This window comes from Aliivibrio fischeri (assembly GCF_009727955.1).
Classification (GTDB): Bacteria; Pseudomonadota; Gammaproteobacteria; order Enterobacterales; family Vibrionaceae; genus Aliivibrio; species Aliivibrio fischeri_A.
Genome location: NZ_WOBR01000007.1, coordinates 192,648 through 211,673, shown reverse-complemented (window position 1 = coordinate 211,673; position 19,026 = coordinate 192,648). Strand labels below are relative to the sequence as shown.

The following is a 19,026-nucleotide window of genomic DNA, read 5'->3' as shown; positions in this document are numbered from 1 at the left end:
CAATAAAAATAACTAAGGGTTAAGTATTGCACAGAGTAAGAAAACAGAAAAGTATTTTACTGGATAAAAAAACAGTGTAGTGGTGGTGGATTAGAAAGATAAAAATAAAACACCCCATGTCTAAACATAGGGCGTTATTATTTATTTAAGTATTAGGGGTTATTTTTTACCCGTTACTTTTTTTGCTAATTCTGATGATTTTTTATCTTTTAGATAAATGTTTTCATAACAGTGGTTTGTCGCTTCGATATAACCTTCAACGCTGCCACAGTCAAAACGTTTACCCTTAAATTTATATGCTAAAACACAGCCTGATTGTGCTTGTTTTAGTAGAGCATCGGTGATTTGAATTTCACCGCCTTTACCTGGTTCTGTCTGCTCGATTAACTCAAAAATATCAGGAGTTAGGATGTAACGACCAATAATAGCTAAGTTGCTTGGTGCTGTTCCTGGCTCAGGTTTTTCTACCATGTTATCAACACGGTATAAATCATCTTTGATCATTTCACCAGAAATCACACCGTATTTGTGTGTTTCGTTGTCTGGAACTTCTTCTACAGCAACGATAGAACAACGGAATTGCTTGTATAAAGCAACCATTTGAGCCAATACGCCTTGTTCTTCGTTCACACATAGGTCATCAGCAAGTACAACTGCGAAAGGTTCATCACCTACAAGTTCACGACCAGTTAAAATTGCATGACCTAAGCCTTTCATTTCACGTTGACGAATATAAGTGAAGTGAGCTGAATCAATCAGTTCGCGAACATCTTCAAGAAGTTCTTCTTTGTTTGTACCACTGATTTGGTGCTCTAATTCGTAGTTCTTATCAAAGTGATCCATTAAAGAATGTTTACCACGACCAGTAACAATACACATACCGTCCATACCAGCATTGATTGCTTCTTCAACACCGTATTCAATAAGAGGCTTGTTTACAACAGGCATCATTTCTTTTGGCATTGATTTTGTTGCTGGTAAAAAGCGTGTGCCGTAGCCTGCGGCAGGAAATAAACATTTTTTGATCATAATTCAGTCCTAGAAAGACAATATTTAAAAATTTAGTGGAGGCTTCATTTTGAGCCTCATTATTATCGACGCAGTTTATCGACTTAGGTGCATGAAATGAAGTGCTTTCATTAAAAATAGAGCTCCGTATCATTATTAATGTGATTTTCTCTTTAATAAGCATGAAAATCAGATGTAAAACTAATGCTGCATAAGCTCTTTAAACCAATCCCAAACTCCGAATGAGAAATTGTGGAAAATATCAATACCTAAGGCCGATTTGATTAGATACAGGGCAAAAATAGCCAGTCCTAATATACAAAAAATGCCGATAGAGATAAGAAAGGTAAGCATTAATAATGCAAAAGGTGATTCTTGACGTAATTGTTGTCGGTAGTCTCGACCAAGCAGGAAAACAAAAAAGTATCGCTTATTAAAAACAGAAATACTTTTTCTAATATCAATACGATTATTTGAACCTAATCCCGTCGCAATAATTGCACGTTCAATAGATTCTTTTTGTCCTTCAGTGAGCTCATCAATGACATTCTCATCTAAAGATGAGTAGAAATGCTCAAGTAACTTTTGTTGTTTATGATTGTTCACTTGATGCCTTCTTAGTTAACGCGTTTTGATATACTGCCATAGTTTGAGTTGCTATTTTCTCCCAATCATAATATTCAAGGTAAGATTTATAATTGGTTGTGTAATACTCATTGTTAGCATGTTGAACGAGTTGCTTTGTTAACTCTTGGGTATCACCAACAGGAAAATATGTATCTGGAGTTAATTTTACTTCTAAGTTAGCAGGAATATTACTTACTATCGCAGGTAGTGAGTAAGACATAGCTTCAAGTAACGCGATTGGCAGACCTTCGTGATATGACGGCATTACAAACGTTTTTGCTTGAGAGAAAATGGCTTGCAGTTCTTCACCTTTTAAAAAGCCAGTAAGAATAACTCCCTCAACATCTCTTGCTTGTTGTTTGAGTTTTTCACTATAAGGAGTTGGGTGATCAGTATCGCCCATAATAACTAATGGAATATTAAGGTTAGCTTGTTGATAAGCGTTAATTAGATCATGAAACCCTTTCTCTTCAACAAATCGACCAACAGCTACAAAGTAGTTTCCTGCTGTGAGTGAAAACTTAGTAAGTGCTGAGTCAATTTTTTCTTGCGGCAATTGTGTTGGTAGTTTTACACCATTATAAATAAGATGAGCATCGTAGCGATTGTATTTTTCTTTGATGATGTCATTAATAACTTCTGAAATAACAATGACTTCATTTGCGTAAGTAGCTGCTAACTTTTCACCTAGTTGAAGAATACGTTTGGCAAATCCTCCCCATTTTTGGCGATCATAATCTGGACCATGATGAGTAAAAACTACTTTTTTTCCTAATAAGCGTAATAAAGGAACGACTAACCCTGGCCCTATTGCGTGTACGTGCACAACTTTCGATTTATCAAAAAGAGTAGAAAAAGAAGCTAAGGTAGAATGAATAATTGCTTCAAGAGATTTTTTCTTAGGAGCCCAAACGGCTTTAGTTTTCACACCTTGATATGAAGATGTTTTATAATCTACATACGGTGAGCGAGCAATCACGCAGATATCAGTATTGAATTGACGATGAATTTCAGGATAAAGATGTTGGCAATGAGTTTCTACGCCTCCCAATACGTTAGGGATCCCTCGAGTGCCTATGACGGTAATCTTATCTGTCATGTTATTATCCTTTTAATAGTTCTTGATATAGATTTAGTAAATCGCTTTTATGTTTAGTTAGCGTGTACTTACTTAAAAAGCGTTCTTTTGCATTTTTTCCCATCTCAATGGTTTTCTTTGGTTCTTTAACCAGTAAATCCAGTTGATCGGCCAGAGCTTGAGCATTGCCTGCTTCAAATAAATAGCCATCTATACCATCGCGAATTTGTTCTGGTATCCCACCAATTTGTGAACCTATAACTGGTTTCCCATAAGACATAGCTTCTATTACTGACATCGAGCAGTTTTCATAACACTCTGATGGGACAATCACGGCTTTAGCTTCTTTAATTAGCGTTAAAAGCTCCTCACCACTTTTGAAACCAAGTAGCTCTGCGGTTGGATAGTTTTCTTTTAATTGATTAAAAACAGGACCATCTCCAACGATTTTTAATTTAGCTTTTTCTGTCATCAGTTGATGAGCTTTTGCTAATGTAGGCACTCCCTTTTCTTGACTTAATCGTCCTAGGTAAAGGTAGTAACCACTATCTTTTATTCCCTCTAAAGAAACGTTTTCATCAATACCATTAACGATGACTTCAATGCGGTTATGTGGCAGTTTTTGTTGAATGAATCGCCCTAAAAAGCGACTTGGAGAAACGATAGCATCTAGGTATTGATAATTTTTGCTGATTTTTTGATATATCGCTTCTAAAGATAATAAGACACTTTTACTTAATGACCCTTCTTGGCAGCGATACTTAGTTGCATTCCAAACAGAACCATGAACACAGGCTTCACATGTATGGCCATTGCGATACATAGTGTAGCTTGGGCAAGCTATTTTAGTATCATGAGCAGTCAGTACCGTTTTACAGCCAAATTGTTTAGCCACTTTAATAATAGATGGTGTCAGTTGATGATAGATATTATGAAAATGTACTAAATCAGGCTTTTCTTGTTCTAATAGAGCTTGCAGCTTTTCACATGCTTGTTTGTTATGAATGAAATTAATAGCTGTTGTGAGTTTATCTTTTATGGTCTGTTCTTGATAATAATCGACATTCTGAACAAAAAAATCAGAGTATTCGGATTCAATATTTTTTTCATGCTGCATTGAAAATTCGACGATTTTTACTCCTTCAGAAAGCAGCATATCTCGCTCTTGGAAATAAACAGTTTCAGCGCCACCTTTCATAAAGAAGAATTTATTAACTAATAGAATTTTCATTTTTTACCCTCATTAATAACGGTATGTGGTGGTGGTGTTTTTGGGTCTTTTAAAGGGATAAATAATCCTCTAATTAATCCTGCTGCAAAGACTGAAAGATTTAGTACGCTTTGAAGGGCATCTCTAATAGAACGATTTTTTATTGTTTTTAATCCGATGAAAGCGAATAAAGGTAAGGAAGTCGCTCCAATTAACATTGGATTAAGTGAAAGTAATGAAACGAATAAAATGAGTAAATAGACAGCAAAGATAGCTTCATTCTTAATGGTTTTTAGAGCGTGTGAAAATAACGGCGTTCCAAAAGCACCTTTCACTAATTCTCCAGGTGCAAAAAGGTAGCCGCCTTTCCAGCGGTGCTTCATTAATGCTAATGATGACATGGTATATGATGTATGGAAAAAATAAGGAACATTAAGTCGATGTAATTTATACCCGGCGTGAGTTAAACGCATTCCAAGCTCTGACTCTTCATAAGCATGAAGATTACGATTGGTTAAATAGCCAATTTCATCAATGGCTGATTTTCGATAAAGACCACCACCACCTAAATGTGAGCAATCACCGATAGGGTAAATTTGATGAAGGCGCTGTTTACGAGATTTAAATTCATAACTATCAACATCATCCATTTCTACAGAGCCCGCAACGCCTGCATATTGAGTGTTTTCAAGTAAGAAGGATACACCTCGTTCAATAAACCCTGATTCCAATTCCATATCACCATCAAGAAGTAGCAGGAAATCACCTTCGCTATAAAGGTAGCCAAGTTGATGTCCAACACCGCAGCAGCGATCATTTGCATCGGTTAGAGAAACAACGGTTGTATTCATTTTCGTTGCTATCTCTTGAGTTTTGTCGGTAGATAAACTATCAGCGACAATAATTTTATGGGGGAATGTCCCCATATTTTTTTTGATGCTGGAGATAGTTTTCTCTATGCCTGCTTCTTCATTATAAGTCTTGATAATGACTGAGATAAATGGAAGTTTAGTCATGGTTTTCTGCCGCCGTGATCAGTGATTTTCGGATCACTAGGTTTGAGCCTAATGATAAGTAAAAAAGAAATTGAAGCATGGGAACAAGCATCAATATTTGACTATATGGAAGGCTTAATAAACACCCGATAGCAAATGCGTTAAATGCTGGTGGATAGCTCATTAACCTGATGTCTTCTTTTGCTACATCCTTGCGATTAAATAGGGGGGTAGGTTTACAGACCTTAAGAATATAAATTGTCATTGAAATGAAAAAAAGCGTACCTATGATGCCTAATTCCCATAAAAGAACACTAAGAGCTGTTGAATCGAGAATGACATTAAAAACCACATTTAAAAAACCGGGAGCTACAGCGCTACCGTGGTTTGTGGTATTTAATCCATAACCAAATAGCGTACTTGGTAAACCGAATAAATCGTTATGTTCTAGCCAAAAGAAAATAGTGGTCATTCGACCGAGTTCACCTGATGGCATTATGTAGTTAGGATCAAAAATATACTCTAATGAATCAATGAATATATCTAACGGCCCTTTGGTTGGATCACTGCCAAAAGCGGATGAGTAAGAAAGAGAAAGCAGTAAGATAGCAATACTCATGAGTAGTAGCATGCCACTCACAATAGCTAAGATAATTTTAATATCATAACTTTTCATTCCCTTAATATAACTTGGAGCAAGCCATACATAAGCTAGTAGTATAGGGGAGAGTAAAATAACAAATTTAATCTCACCTAAAATACAGAGAGTGAACGCGGCACCAATATGTAAAATCGTTGATTTTATTGTTGTTAAACCATGTTTATATTCTGAAAGTTTTAATAGCATTATCAATAAACAGAATAACCCCATCGCAGCGGTATTTCCTCCCCCCATAGGGTCGCCGCCAAAGGTACCTACGACGGAATCCCACTTTTCAAATTCACCTTCAGATGCAACTCTCTGAGGTAAAATAACAAACACTTGATACAAGACAACGGGAAATTGAGCATAGAAAATCCAATAGAGTGTTTTTGTTACTCTATATATTTGTGATTCGCGACAAAACCGAAGTAATAAACAAAACAGTATTAATGAGAGTGCAAGTTCATTCTTTAAACCTACAATTGTAATCGTAACCCCATTTTGTAAGTAAGTGCTAACTAATGCTATGCCAAAAAAGCCAAGAAATAGTATCAAGATGATCATTTCTTTATGGTCTAAATTCAGGGGAGAATAACGAACTTGTAGTAATAATAACCCCGTCATGGTGAAAGCGAGCAAAAACGGCAGCCATAAAACAGCAGAAACACCTGTGAAATATTGTGTCGAGCCGCAAAATACAAGGGTAAATATGGCATAGATTTGAAGATATAAGCCCGTATTCATTTTCATTATTAAGCATCTTCCTTAGCTAAAAGGTGTGCTCTTTTGTTTACTTTTAAATAAATAAAGGCGTAACGAATAAACGATAGAACCGCAAATAATAAAACAGAATAAGCATAATCTTTGTGGAAGTAAGGGAATACAACAAAAGCGAGCACGATTACTAGTAATTGCTCAATTTGAATGCGAAGGAAATATTTTGGTGAACCAAATACCAATTCAATGACTGTCAGAGGACACACTGCCAGTGCCGGTAATAAATAAGGAAGCATATAACGAGAGGTTGGTACCGAGCTTAGCCATTCATCATTAAAACCTAATTGCATGATTAAAGGATAAAAAATTAATACACCAGCGGTCGCTATTAGACCTAATACCAATAACATTAAGCGAACTTTTTTAAACTCATGAAAGTTGAAGGTATTATTTCGAAAATCAATTGACCACTTAGAAAAAATTGAGTTTCTGACTGCATTGCCAACAATGGTCACTGGAGCCAAACAAAAACGATTAACTACAGCAAAATAACCAGCGGTTAATGGAGAAAACCAAAAGTTAATTAATAGTGTTGGTAGGTTATTGTTAGCCATAGCAAGTACTTCTGCACTCCCAATCCCTGATAAATGAGCTCGGTTTTCTTTAATAAATGCTAAATTATTTGAAAATGAAAAGTGAGATATAGAAATTTGAGTAAATGAGACCGAATAGGTTAACCATGCGCAGATAAGGAATAATAATCCTGCAGCCCAACAAACATAGAATGACCCAATATTCGGAGTGAAGAATATAGCGCCGATAACCAATAATGACACTGAGATCCGCTGGAAGGCTAATAAACGGATTTTTTCTACACGTAGTAGTAAATTTTCAGATACAAGAATCCAAGCATGACAAAATGTTAGAACATAGAGTATGTATCCATTTTGCTCAAAAAATAGCGTCATGATATAGCTGTAAGGAAGAGCTATAAGCATACTCTGGAGTAAAGAGAATACGATATTTTGCGATAAATTATTGTCATTTTGCTTTGGTAACAATAACTGTGATGCAAAAGTACAAATTTGTGCTCCAATTAAAACAATACTGTACACAAGTGCATAAATGCCGACCTGTGACATATTGTATTTATGAGATATCAACCAAATTGAAATTGCACCAATGATCTGAGATATCACTGATGCTCCTGCTATCGTAGTAATACTTTTTAGCAAGCTCATATTATTAACCTAAAATGTCATCATTTTGGTGGATTAATTGTTGCTTGGCTTCTTCTGTTTCTAATTCGTCGTTTTGAACATCAGTAAGTATTACACCCATAATTGGTGTTTGAACTTGTTTAATTTTTTCAATGTTAGCAAGGATATGATTAGCGCTCAGTTCACCAGCTTGCACAGTGTAAATTACACCTGATAGGTGGCGAGCGATTAGTTGAGCATCTTTGCTTTCTGTCATTGCTGGTAAATTAACGATAACTTGTTCAAATTGTTTGCTTAACTCTTTTAGTTGGCTACTTAGCTCTTCTGAAGCTAAGGTGATTAATGGTGTTTCTGTTAATGTGCCACGAGGTAAAAATGTTAAGTTATTTTCAATTTTTATCAGACAATCGTTGATTGGGTGTTTTTGCTCTAATGCCTCTGCAACACCCATTACAGTGGATGTAGGAAGGGTTTCGAGGTCATTATTATTCTCTGTTTTCTTAGCATCTATTTCATTTTCTTTCTGCATTAGGATAGCTTCAGTTAATGAAATTTCTTTTCTATAATCTAAATCAATAAGTAAGGTTGATCTGTCTTGTGAAAATGAATATGCAAGTAGATAACTATTTAGTTCATTACTTTCAGTGGATTCAGTCGATGCTAAACCAATGATAGGCCAAGGTTTATCATCTAAAAGAATGGTTGTGCGAATAGCATGAACAGTTTCTGCTGAATAATTATTTTTAAAGAAGTTTTTAGTAAACAAAGCTAGCTCATCAATATAATTTAGAGTGATTAGCTCTCCTATACCTTGCAAGCCTAAGCGGGTATTAACTTGAGTTAAGTTATTGATTGATTTGTTTAACGCTGATTTTATGATGATAAATAGAAGACTAAAGATGATCGCCATAGCACAAACCATAATTAGCAATAGTGCTTTATTAGGTTTGCTTGGTTTATGAGGTGGTGTAGCAGCATCAAGCAAACGAGCAACTGGTTCACGATATAAAACGGTTAGTTCTTGTTCTTTACTGCGTAAAAATATTTTTTCATACAGCTCTTGAGTCTTATCAAGATCCAGCTTCATAGTATTATAAGTATCTTTTTTAGCCGCTAGTGCTGTGAAATCTTTTTTCTGCTCAGCGAGTAAAGCTCTGTATTTGTTCTCTCTTTCAATCGCAGCTTGGTATTCTTTGTATAACCCTGTTTTAAGTTCTTTTAAAAGAGCTGTCGTTTGGAGTTCAATCGCTTTTATTTGAGCGTTAGCTTCTAATATTTGGCGGTTTTTAGGGCCGTACATTTTTTGAAGATCGAATAAGGTGCGTTTTGCTTGAATTAACGCAATTCGAAGATCTTGTAATTGAGCATGGTTAGAAATACTTGGTAAAGTAGCTACGTCTTCTAGAGGATAACCGAGAGCTTCGCTTATTGTATTGTAATTAGCTTTGGCTGTGATTCGTTTTTCTTTTGCGGTTGCAAGTCGATCGTTAACTAACGCTAGTTGCTCTGTTTCAAAGCCATCAACACCTTGATAGGTAAGTAACCCATTATCTGACAAAAACTTATCAATATTGGCTTTTTGTTGTTTAATCTTCTCTTTTAGCTCACTCATACGGGTGTTATTCCACTGTTGAGCTTGTTGAGTTTTTTCTATTTTTCTTTGTTCTTGTAGCTCGATATAGCTTTCAACTACAGCATTAGCAACTAATGCTGACATATCAGAATCTTTGGATTCATAAGAAACATGAACTAATTGGCTAAAACGAACTGGAGATATGGACAACTTTTTCTTAATTGCTTTTACTATTGAATAAAGCTGTTCTTCCTCTGATTGAGGAATGTTTTCATCTTTATCCTCAGCTTCAAAGATCGGATGATTAATAAGATCTAATTTTTTAGCGGCTGCTTCAATAACGGTTTTTGATTGAAGTAATTCAGCTTGAGTTGGGTAGTATTCAGCTTGAGTTGCATCAAAATCTTCCACTTGATCAATTGGAGTGGAGTTATCTGTTTTGGCTTTTAAAACGATAGTTGCTGTTGCTGTATATTGAGGTGTCATTCCATTAATTAACGGAAATGCAGCCAATGTTATAGCCAAAACAACGAGTAGTACGCGCAGACGATATTTTTTAAACTCTTTTAAAAAGTTTGAAAAATCGATTGTACTTTCTAGCTTTTTGCCATTTTCAATAATTGATAGTGCCATAATTTAGAAAAAACTCTGTTCAATAATAACTACATCGCCCGGACCTACAGGGTAGGTTGGAGCTACATCTTCGATTAACTCATTTGTTGCTGCTGAGCGTACGTTTATAGAATCTCGATCAGATCTATCTGTGAAACCACCAGCCATAGCAATAGCTTGTTCAACAGTTAGGCCAGGCTGAAATTCGTACCCATTTGGGTTTGCTACTTCACCACTGATAAAGAACTTGCGAAATGCTTCAATGCTGACTGTTACCATTGGTTGTAGGATGTACCCGTCAGCTAACCTTGCTTCGATATCTTCTTCAATTTGTGTTGGGGTTCTGCCTGATAGTTTTATTTCACCAAGATAAGGGAAGTTAACATAACCACCACGGTGTATTTTTAAGCGCGTTGTCATCTCAGGCTCTTTGAATACAGATATTTGAATCGTATCTCCAGCACCTAAAATATAACCAAGATCTTCTTTAGGTTGAGATTGTTCAGTTTTTGCTTTTTCTTGTGTATTTGAAGGCGTGTCTTGAGCTTCAGATGCAAACGCATTAGAAACAAAAGATAGAAATAGGCAAAAAGAAATAAATAAGGGTTTCATCTAAATTTGCACCTTAGTTGTAAACATAATAAGTGATTTATCATAGCCTAACGTTTGAGTAACCGTTTCGACTGAATTAATGGTGAAATCATCGAATTCCTTATTAGATTCATTCACAAGTTGTTGGTAGCTCAGTTCAAATTGAATCGAAGGTCTAAACTTATAGGTAATTTTAGCTATCGCTTCTGTTTTTGTTTCAACTTTATCGGAGCTTTTATCTTTATCTGCGCTGGTTTTATAGCGATAACCTAATGTGGTGGAAAGTCTGTTCGACCACCAGAAATGCTCCCAATTGGTTCCATATTCAGTATTTAGAACATAACCACCAATTTCTGTGGGGTCTTCTACTGATTGATCTGTGTAAAAATGGAAACTTGAGTGTCTTACTGGGCTCCATTTGATGTCTATATCCCAGTTTAATCCCCCAAAATTCTCTGAATCAGGATTGTTGGGGAAATCTTTATAAAGCCAAGCAATATTGGCATCTATCGTTGTTTTTCCTGTTCTTATCGTTTTAATGCCAGCGATAAAAAACGTTTCATTAGTGTCTTTAAGGTTATTAATTTTGTAGTGTCTTAAGTTACTAACGATAGAATAACGAAAACGAGTTCGACTGGATGCTTGATCAAATAGTTCAATAGTGAATGTTGTCTGATCCCACTCTTGATCTTCAATGTATTGGTTAAAATTATAGATACTCCCTGATGCAGAATTGGAAGTTCTGTCATCATAAGTAAAGTCTTTGTACTGAACTGCAAAGCTTAACTTTCCAATACTATCTTGCTTATCAATACTATAGCGTAATTCTGTATGAAACATGTTTGTTTCTAAAACATCAGTAATACCATATTTTTGAAACTGTTCAGCAGATAAGCCATCAGTTAACCCTTCGCCTCGATTTTCGTGACCTGTTGTATTTTCTATGGTGAAAAGTAAATCGTTGTTCAATCCTTTTTTCCATGAGCCAATAAATACAATGTGATGGTCATAGTAATCATCGGACGTATTATTTTCTTGGTACTGTCTATAGTCGCCTGTGTATTGCAAGGTATAGATATCTGCATTATGAACCCCTTTTAATTGCACAAAGGGTTTAACATTAAAGAAATCAGATTGTACATGTGGCGTATGGTCTGACTGATAATTTACGTTGTCATCATAGCCATAATCTACAGCAACATTACTTTGGTATTCTACGCCTGCCGGACCGATATGTGGTTTTGGTGTTAGATAAGCATAACAAGAACTGCTTACTAATGAAGTAGTAAGCAGTATAAGTTTGTTGAAAGATATGGACGTTTTAGTAGGCCGTATCACTCACAAATCCTTTAAAAACAGTTAAGAATATAATCTTAAGGTCCATTGATAGAGACCAGTTTTGTAAGTATTTAATATCATACTCTACACGCTTTTCCATCTTATCTAATGTATCAGTTTCTCCACGGTAGCCATTGATTTGTGCCAGTCCAGTAATGCCGGGTTTAATTTTATGTCTTACCATGTAATTGTCGACTAATACTCGATATTCCTCATTATGTGCAACAGCATGAGGTCGAGGGCCGACAATAGACATACTTCCTTGTAATACATTAATAAATTGTGGAAGTTCATCTAATGATGTTCTGCGAATAAAGCTCCCAAAGCGAGTCACCCTAGGATCATTTTTGGTGGCTTGAGTAACCACTTCAGAATTTTCCATTACTTTCATTGAACGGAATTTCCATACTTTAATTTTTTTACCGCCTAGGCCATATCTGTCCTGTTTAAATAGGATAGGGCCTGGAGAGCTTAATTTCACACCTAAAGCAACAATACATAGAACCGGTAGAATTAATAATGTGATCAATGAGCCGATAACAATATCTTCAATGCGTTTAATTATCGCTCCTAGCCCTTCAAATGGTGAGCTGAAAATACTAAATGTATGTACATTTCCAATGCGTTTTATTTGAGAAACACTTAGCTTATAAGTGTAGAGATCTGGAACAATATAAGCATTAACGGTTGAGTTTGATAATTGATGAATGATGTCTTTTATACGATCTTTGGCCACCATAGGTAGTGCAATATACACACTTTGGATTTCATCGTTTTTTACTTTTTCAATCAGTTCTGACACTTTACCGGCATAACCGCTTTTATTTACATAACTAAAACGACTGCTTGAACGATCATCATAAAATTCAATACTAATTTTTTGGTTTTTGTATTTTGAAATTAATGCTTGTTCAATTGAAAGACCAGCAGGTGTTAAACCGATGATTGCGATCTTATTAGTCTTTAACCTTGGTATGACAATGTAGGTGTAGCTTAAGGTGCAAATGGTTCTAGAAAGAGAGAGAACAGTCCAAACACAAATATACCAAAGAAGGGATATATGAGAGTTTAGATTGCTGATCTTCATGCCTTCTAAATTTGCGAAGCGCAGTTTTAATATAAAAAAGACTGATACAGTAAGGAGTAAAGAGAAAGTTAGTCTTAAAAGATATTTCTTTAGCTCAACTTTTGTATTGATGGTGTACAGACCTGAATATTCACTAATAAGTAGAAAAATAGTAGAAAATAAGAGACCAGCAGATAGATCGACAGCAGTTTCTTCAAGTCCATAAAAAGATAGAATAGAGGTAAGTAATAAGTTAATTGCTATAAAGTCAAATGCCTTTGTTAAGGTACGATAACTATCACTTATCATTTTTATATTTTGTTGTTTCATATCGCTCCTGGGCATTAGGGGGGAGTAATCACCATTATAAATGATGAATAAACTTGTAAAGTTAGCGTTTCGTCAAAAAAATGACATCATATATTTTGATAGTTGGGAGCGCAATCTCATCTTTTGTGAACTTGATGAATTTTCTAATAAATTGAACGCTAAATTGTGAGAAATTACTCTCTAATTTTTATTACTATAGTATGCTTTCTCTGTTTAGGGGTATCAGATTTCACAATGAACGTGTTAGACTGATGACTACTGTATATATAACCGGGTGAAAACCGTTTTCCCCCTTAATAATCTGGAGCAAACTATGGCCAGCCGTGGTGTAAATAAAGTTATCCTTGTTGGTAACTTAGGGCAAGATCCTGAAATCCGTTACATGCCAAGTGGCGGTGCGGTAGCGAATATTACAATTGCAACGTCTGAAACTTGGCGTGATAAGGCAACTGGTGAGCAACGTGAAAAAACTGAATGGCATCGTGTTGCTCTGTTTGGTAAATTAGCTGAAGTTGCTGGTGAGTACTTACGTAAAGGCTCTCAAGTTTACGTTGAAGGTCAATTACAAACTCGTAAATGGCAAGATCAGAATGGTCAAGACCGTTTTACAACAGAAGTTGTTGTTCAGGGCTTTAACGGCGTAATGCAAATGCTTGGTGGTCGTGGACAAGGTGCTCCAGCTGGTGGTCAACAACAGCAAGGTAATTGGGGACAGCCTCAACAGCCTGCGCAACAGAATAATTTTGCACCTCAGCAACAGCAAGCTCCTCAACAACAAGCTCCGCAAGCTGCTCAACCTCAATATAATGAGCCGCCAATGGATTTTGATGATGACATTCCGTTCTAAAAATCGGATGCGTGTTAACTGATTTAAAATAAAAAAGCCTCGATGATATCGAGGCTTTTTTTTATCCGTTAGTTATCTGGTGTTCTAATCTTTTATTTGAACAGAAAGAGCTGGAAACTGCTCTGAAATGTAAGTTGTTGCTGTGTAGATTAATGTTGCAATACCAAGCATCTCAAGAGTTTCTTCAATAGTGTAGCTGATGGCATAAAGCAATGCATCAGTACCGTATTGCTCTGCAATTTTACCACCGATGAGCTCCATAATTAGAGCTCCAGAAACATAAATAATACCTGCAAGAATTAAGCGGTTACGAGTGGTGGATGGAAGTCTAAATAAAAACTTGAAATAAGTTAAAGCAAAAATCACGAGTAATACGGCATAGGGAATGACCCACGCAAAATAGAGGATTCCTGTTGTATTTAATGAACTACGAACAGGCCCTACTAACATCTCATGCAGTTCGGTCATTTCATCTAAAGCTAAAAACAAAAAGATTGCACTTAATCCACCCCAAGCTAGATATTGTTCATTTTTATTGAAGTGTACATAGGCTATTAGCGCCAATAACACACTCGCGAAAATCATCGCGCAAGATGAATATAGGGTTGGAACGTTCATTTCTCTATCTACGTTAAAGAGACGAATAATAGTCTCCATATGAGAGTATGATAAAAAATGTTCAGAAATAATGGCAAAACCATTTGCGATAACAAGGAATACGATAATTGAAATAAAAAACATTAATAGCTTTTTGGAGTTAAGTTCAATATTCACGTTAATACCTTAATGTAGGTTGATTAGTTGAGTAGAATTACTCTGGTTTATGTAAAGTTTAGTGCTAGCAACGGTGCGTATTGTATAGAGTTATTAGTAAAATATTTGTATTATATCTAATACGTATTTAGAGAATGTTCTAAATTTATCAATGAATTTGTGTCTTAATTCACAATCTATTTTCTTCAAGGAAGAAGAGGTTAATGAGAAAAACACCTAGTTTACGTTTAAGTAACCGCTTAATTTCGTTTGTTACTTTAATGGTTTCTGCCGCAATATTTATATTATTTATTGGTGGTACTATTTCTGTTAAACAAATTGGCACTGAATATCTCGATCATTATCTAGCTGGGGTTGTTACCACTGTTGATGAAGAGTTAGTGAATCCTGAAAAAGCCAAATCCATGGAAACGTGGTTACCTAAATTACTTAAAGCCAGTAATGTTGTTAGCATGGAGCTTTCTTCTACTACTGGGCCTGTATATTCTTTTCAAAGCTTGGCTATTATTCCTGATGATAGTTTGTTGTATCACAAAACCCTTCCATTACAAATTAATAAAGGATACGAAATTTCCTTTAAATCCGTACCTCCTTACAGTGCTTTTACTTATTCATTAGGAGCTTTGTTTTCTATTACTGCTGCTATTGCGGTTATCGTTGTTTCACTCTTATGGGGGGTTGTTTGGCTTAGAAAGCAATTACATGGTTCTGAGTTATTAGAAGAAAGAGGTCGGATGTTATTGGCTGGAAAACTTGACGATTATTCAATTGGTAGCGAAGAAGAATGGCCAGCCACAGCAAGTTTAGCATTAGATAATATTATTGCAGAATTAAAAGATGCAAGAAAAGAACGCAGTCGCTTTGATACCTTTATTCGAACTCATACTTTTTTAGATCAATTAACAGGCTCGGCGAATAGAGTGTTATTTGATAGTAAATTAGAGTCTATTTTACAGGAATCTCAAAGCCAAGGGGTTTTATTATTACTCCGTATTAATGGTTGGGAAGAATTAGTTGAAGAGCAAGGAAGTGCTGTTGGTGATGAATTAATTGTTGAGGTAGGAAAGCAATTAAATAATATCATGCAACGTTATAGTGACAGCGTACTTTCTCGTTATTATCAATCAGATTTTGCTTTATTGGTTCCTCAGCAATCGTTGAAAGAAGCGAAATCATTAGCAGCCCAATGTTTAAAGTTAATAGAAAAGATTAACCCTCCTCGTAGTTTGGACCGTGATAATTGGTGCCATATTGGGGTTAGTATGTTTGTAAGTGGTGAACGACGTGGTCGTTTGATGGAAGAGCTTGATATGGCTCATCGTAGCGCCTTACTCCAAAACAATAACACTTGGTCGTTATTTAAAAAGCAGCAGCAACTAGCTGAGAGCCTAGGTAGTGTTCGGTGGAGAACCTTATTTGATGCTATTTTTCAGCAAGATAAATTAATTATTTATAAGCAACCCACTTTTTTATTTGAGGGTAATGAACTTGTACCTCTTCATTTAGAGTTATTTTCACGCATAAAAGATGAAAATGGTGTTCAAATTAAAGCTTCACGTTTTTTGCCTGCAATTAAACAAGTGGGGTATCAAGTTAAACTTGATAGTGCGGTCTTAAAACAAGTTTTCCCTCTATTAAGTGATCCTGAATTAAACCAGCATTCGTTTTCTGTTCATTTACAGGTTAAGAGTATTACTAATGCTGCATTTATTCGTCAATTAAGAAATCGCCTATTACAAACGCCAAGAGCTCAGCTTCAACGACTAAGTTTTGAGTTAATTGAAGGTCAGGTTGTTACCTATTTAGATGCTGTAAGACCCGTCGCAAAAATGTTAAAAAGTTTTGGTTGTCAATTGGTGGTTGAACAAGCGGGAAGAACAATTGTAAGCACTCATTATATTAAAGATTTGAATGTCGATTTTGTAAAACTTCACCGTAGTTTAATGAAGGACATTCATCAGAGATATGAGAATCAATTATTTGTTCGTAGTTTGTTGGGTGCATGTGAAACCACAGGGGCTCAAGTGATTGCTGTTGGTATTGAAAAAGAAAAGGAATTTAGTTTATTAAAAGATCTTGGCGTTGAAGGTGGGCAAGGGCGATTTTTTGAATCAGAAACGGCGTTATATCATCGTCAAGAAAAGATATCCATGCCTAAGAGAAGAAGCCGTTGGAGTAAATAAAATTCTCTTATTTTGTTAATAACGGTCGTATCCTAAAAGAATAGAATGTTGTATGATTGCGCGTCACTTGTGTTCTTTATAAGAACGTTGTAAGTAAAGTAAGAAAAGTCGAGCAATCAATGAAAATGATGGATGCATTCAAAAAGCTGAAACTATCTCGTTCAGTAAAAACTACTACGTCAATTGTAATATTGCAGGGTGGTATTTATATTGCGAAAAGTGATGGATTTGATGAGCTTAAAGAGCATTATTTTACTCCAACAAGCCAGCCTCAAGCGTGGAAAGACGTTATTGTTGAAGCATGCGAAAAGGCTGGAGTTACGAATTCTAGTGCTAATGTAATCTTAGGGTCTCACCTATATCAATCTTTTCAAATAGATAATCCTAACTTACCAAAAGAAGAGTTAACGGGGGCTTTACCATTTTTGGTAAAAGATCTTATTACCGATCGTATTGCTGATATTGTTGCTGATGGTATAGAAACGATCAATGGCAAGCTGCAGGTCTATATCTCTCAAGTTGCTACACTTCATACATTGATTGACTCATTAAGTCCTCTTTCTATTCAAATAAATAATGTAGCACCTGATGAATTAGTTTGGGCTTACTCTAAGCCTGAAGAAGGCAGTTTTATGTTATTAAACCATAGTCAATCTGCTGATTTTAAGCTGTTAGCGTTTAATAATGGGCATCTACATCTTAACCGTTCTTTACGTGGTATTGTCGCGCCATTAACGGGCGATCAAACTAATAGTTTTCAAATGGACAGTTTGGCATTGGAATTACAACGTTCACTTGACTACTTAAGCTCTCAGTTGCATGGCGTAAGTATTAATAATTTGTATTTTCGTTGCGATGATGAAGATGATGCGCTTTTAGCGCTTGAACTACAGAATCGATTGGGTGTGCAGGTTGCGTCATTGCTTGTGGATGAACCAAGAGCTTTTCGTTCTGGTGAGGTTTTAGCTTGGTTAGCTTTATTTAATACTCCAAGTATTAATTTATTTCATGAAAGTCTTAAGCCTAAAGTTGATTATTTTACATTACAAAATGTGATGATCAGTTGGGGGGTAGGGCTAGCGTTAAGTATTGCCGTTGTTGGGTACTACCAATGGCAAATTTACAATCTAGAGGCAACGATAAACGCGAATTCATTAAAAGAAAGTAGTTATAAACAAGAATTAGTTACGTTAAATAAAAAATTAGAGAGTCACAAACCTTCGGCAGCTAAGTTAGCTGCGATTAAGCGATTAAATGATGATATTCAATCGAAAAAAGCCTCATTAAAGGTGATTGATAATTTTGACGAGGGAATGCAAGTAGGTTACTCCGGTGTGATGAGTAGCTTGACTCAATTAGGCAAAGGAAACATATCGCTTAATAAAATTTATATCTCTGGCGATAAGGTTAACTTTGCTGGTTATGCTCGTACACCTGATGTTATTCCTCGCTGGGTTCAGAGCTTTGATAGTGAATTGCATTTAGTTGGGCGTACTTTTGATCAACTTGAAATAAAAACAGACGATAAAGGTCTGGTGTCATTTATTTTAAATACTAAGGCATCAGAGGGTAATCATGAGTAATTGGAATCAAGTAAAAGAGAAATTTGGTGCTTTGTCGCAAAGAGAAAAAGTACTCATTACATTGGTTGGCTGGGTTGCGGTAATCTTCATTTCTTTAAGTTTGTTTATTGAACCTAAAATTGAGCAATTTCATCAATCCCAACAAAAAGTAGTGCGTATTACTAATTCTATTTCATCTCTAAAACAGCAGATAGAATTAGCTGAATTTCGCTTAAAGAAAGATCCTAATGTTGAAATTAATAAACAATATCAGCAATTAATGATAGAGAGCCAGGATTTAGCCGACCTGCTTTTTAGCCGTGTCGCGTCATTGGTTTCTCCAAGCCAAATGGCTTCTCTATTAGAAAAAGTATTAAAGAAATCGTCAAAATTAAAGCTACAGTCTATGACTACACTGCCATCCGAACGCTTACTTGATGAGAATAATAATGCAGGTTATTACATTCATCCGGTGAAGATTGTTTTGTCTGGAGAATATTTTGATATTGAAGAGTACCTCTCTCACTTAGAGGCGCTACCTGTAAAATATTACTGGCGTAACTTTCATTATGAAGTGAAAAAATATCCTATTGCAGAGGTCACAATCGAAGTTTACACACTTGGTTCAAGTCGTGGGTTTATTGGTGGTTAA

Annotated in this window: 16 protein-coding genes; 4 read left to right on the top strand and 12 right to left on the bottom strand. The window is 35.7% G+C overall.

Going from position 1 to position 19,026, the window contains the following annotated elements; translation table 11 throughout:
• Positions 1-159 precede the first annotated feature (159 nt).
• The 11 genes from galU to GNP81_RS11685 form a co-directional block, all read right to left on the bottom strand.
• Complete coding sequence (gene galU / locus GNP81_RS11735; protein ID WP_005417439.1) at positions 160-1,029, bottom strand: UTP--glucose-1-phosphate uridylyltransferase GalU; 870 nt, start codon at positions 1,027-1,029, stop codon at positions 160-162.
• A gap of 180 nt (positions 1,030-1,209) precedes the next feature.
• Complete coding sequence (locus tag GNP81_RS11730) at positions 1,210-1,614, bottom strand: hypothetical protein (protein WP_336495456.1); 405 nt, start codon at positions 1,612-1,614, stop codon at positions 1,210-1,212.
• A complete protein-coding gene (locus GNP81_RS11725) occupies positions 1,601-2,734 on the bottom strand; it encodes a glycosyltransferase family 4 protein (RefSeq protein WP_155672061.1) in 1,134 nt (377 codons plus the stop codon). The genes GNP81_RS11730 and GNP81_RS11725 overlap by 14 nt, the downstream gene beginning before the upstream one ends.
• Positions 2,735-2,738: 4 nt before the next feature.
• Positions 2,739-3,944: a glycosyltransferase family 4 protein gene (locus tag GNP81_RS11720; protein WP_155674835.1), complete on the bottom strand. Its 1,206-nt coding sequence runs from the start codon at positions 3,942-3,944 to the stop codon at positions 2,739-2,741.
• Positions 3,941-4,939, bottom strand: coding sequence for a glycosyltransferase family 2 protein (locus GNP81_RS11715; protein WP_155674833.1), 999 nt, complete (start codon positions 4,937-4,939; stop codon positions 3,941-3,943). The genes GNP81_RS11720 and GNP81_RS11715 overlap by 4 nt, the downstream gene beginning before the upstream one ends.
• On the bottom strand, positions 4,932-6,311 hold the full coding sequence (locus GNP81_RS11710) for a capsular biosynthesis protein (protein WP_155674831.1): 1,380 nt from the start codon (positions 6,309-6,311) through the stop codon (positions 4,932-4,934). Before GNP81_RS11710 ends, GNP81_RS11715 begins: the two co-directional genes overlap by 8 nt.
• A gap of 2 nt (positions 6,312-6,313) precedes the next feature.
• Positions 6,314-7,519, bottom strand: coding sequence for a lipopolysaccharide biosynthesis protein (locus GNP81_RS11705; protein ID WP_155674829.1), 1,206 nt, complete (start codon positions 7,517-7,519; stop codon positions 6,314-6,316).
• Between the two features lie 4 nt (positions 7,520-7,523).
• Positions 7,524-9,704, bottom strand: a complete 2,181-nt coding sequence (locus GNP81_RS11700; protein ID WP_155674827.1) for a GumC family protein — start codon at positions 9,702-9,704, stop codon at positions 7,524-7,526.
• A gap of 3 nt (positions 9,705-9,707) precedes the next feature.
• Positions 9,708-10,295, bottom strand: a complete 588-nt coding sequence (locus GNP81_RS11695; RefSeq protein WP_155674825.1) for a polysaccharide biosynthesis/export family protein — start codon at positions 10,293-10,295, stop codon at positions 9,708-9,710.
• Entirely contained in the window at positions 10,296-11,612 is a 1,317-nt protein-coding gene (locus GNP81_RS11690) for an outer membrane beta-barrel protein (RefSeq protein WP_336495455.1), read from the bottom strand.
• Positions 11,596-13,008, bottom strand: a complete 1,413-nt coding sequence (locus GNP81_RS11685) for an undecaprenyl-phosphate glucose phosphotransferase (RefSeq protein WP_155674823.1) — start codon at positions 13,006-13,008, stop codon at positions 11,596-11,598. The genes GNP81_RS11690 and GNP81_RS11685 overlap by 17 nt, the downstream gene beginning before the upstream one ends.
• Positions 13,009-13,321: 313 nt before the next feature.
• Here GNP81_RS11685 and GNP81_RS11675 point away from each other — a divergent pair, with 313 nt between their 5' ends.
• On the top strand, positions 13,322-13,855 hold the full coding sequence (locus tag GNP81_RS11675) for a single-stranded DNA-binding protein (protein ID WP_011261155.1): 534 nt from the start codon (positions 13,322-13,324) through the stop codon (positions 13,853-13,855).
• Between the two features lie 84 nt (positions 13,856-13,939).
• On the opposite strand, the gene GNP81_RS11670 is transcribed toward GNP81_RS11675, so the two are convergent.
• Positions 13,940-14,629: a hypothetical protein gene (locus tag GNP81_RS11670; RefSeq protein WP_336495454.1), complete on the bottom strand. Its 690-nt coding sequence runs from the start codon at positions 14,627-14,629 to the stop codon at positions 13,940-13,942.
• 203 nt (positions 14,630-14,832) lie between these two features.
• Between GNP81_RS11670 and csrD the strand changes: the two genes are divergently transcribed.
• The 3 genes from csrD to pilO all read left to right on the top strand — a co-directional run bounded on the left by csrD (position 14,833) and on the right by pilO (position 19,026).
• The gene (gene csrD / locus GNP81_RS11665) at positions 14,833-16,812 is read left to right on the top strand and encodes an RNase E specificity factor CsrD (RefSeq protein ID WP_155674820.1); all 1,980 of its coding nucleotides are present in this window, start codon (positions 14,833-14,835) and stop codon (positions 16,810-16,812) included.
• A gap of 119 nt (positions 16,813-16,931) precedes the next feature.
• The gene (locus GNP81_RS11660) at positions 16,932-18,395 is read left to right on the top strand and encodes an MSHA biogenesis protein MshI (protein WP_155674818.1); all 1,464 of its coding nucleotides are present in this window, start codon (positions 16,932-16,934) and stop codon (positions 18,393-18,395) included.
• The gene (gene pilO, locus GNP81_RS11655; protein ID WP_155665595.1) at positions 18,388-19,026 is read left to right on the top strand and encodes a type 4a pilus biogenesis protein PilO; all 639 of its coding nucleotides are present in this window, start codon (positions 18,388-18,390) and stop codon (positions 19,024-19,026) included. Before GNP81_RS11660 ends, pilO begins: the two co-directional genes overlap by 8 nt.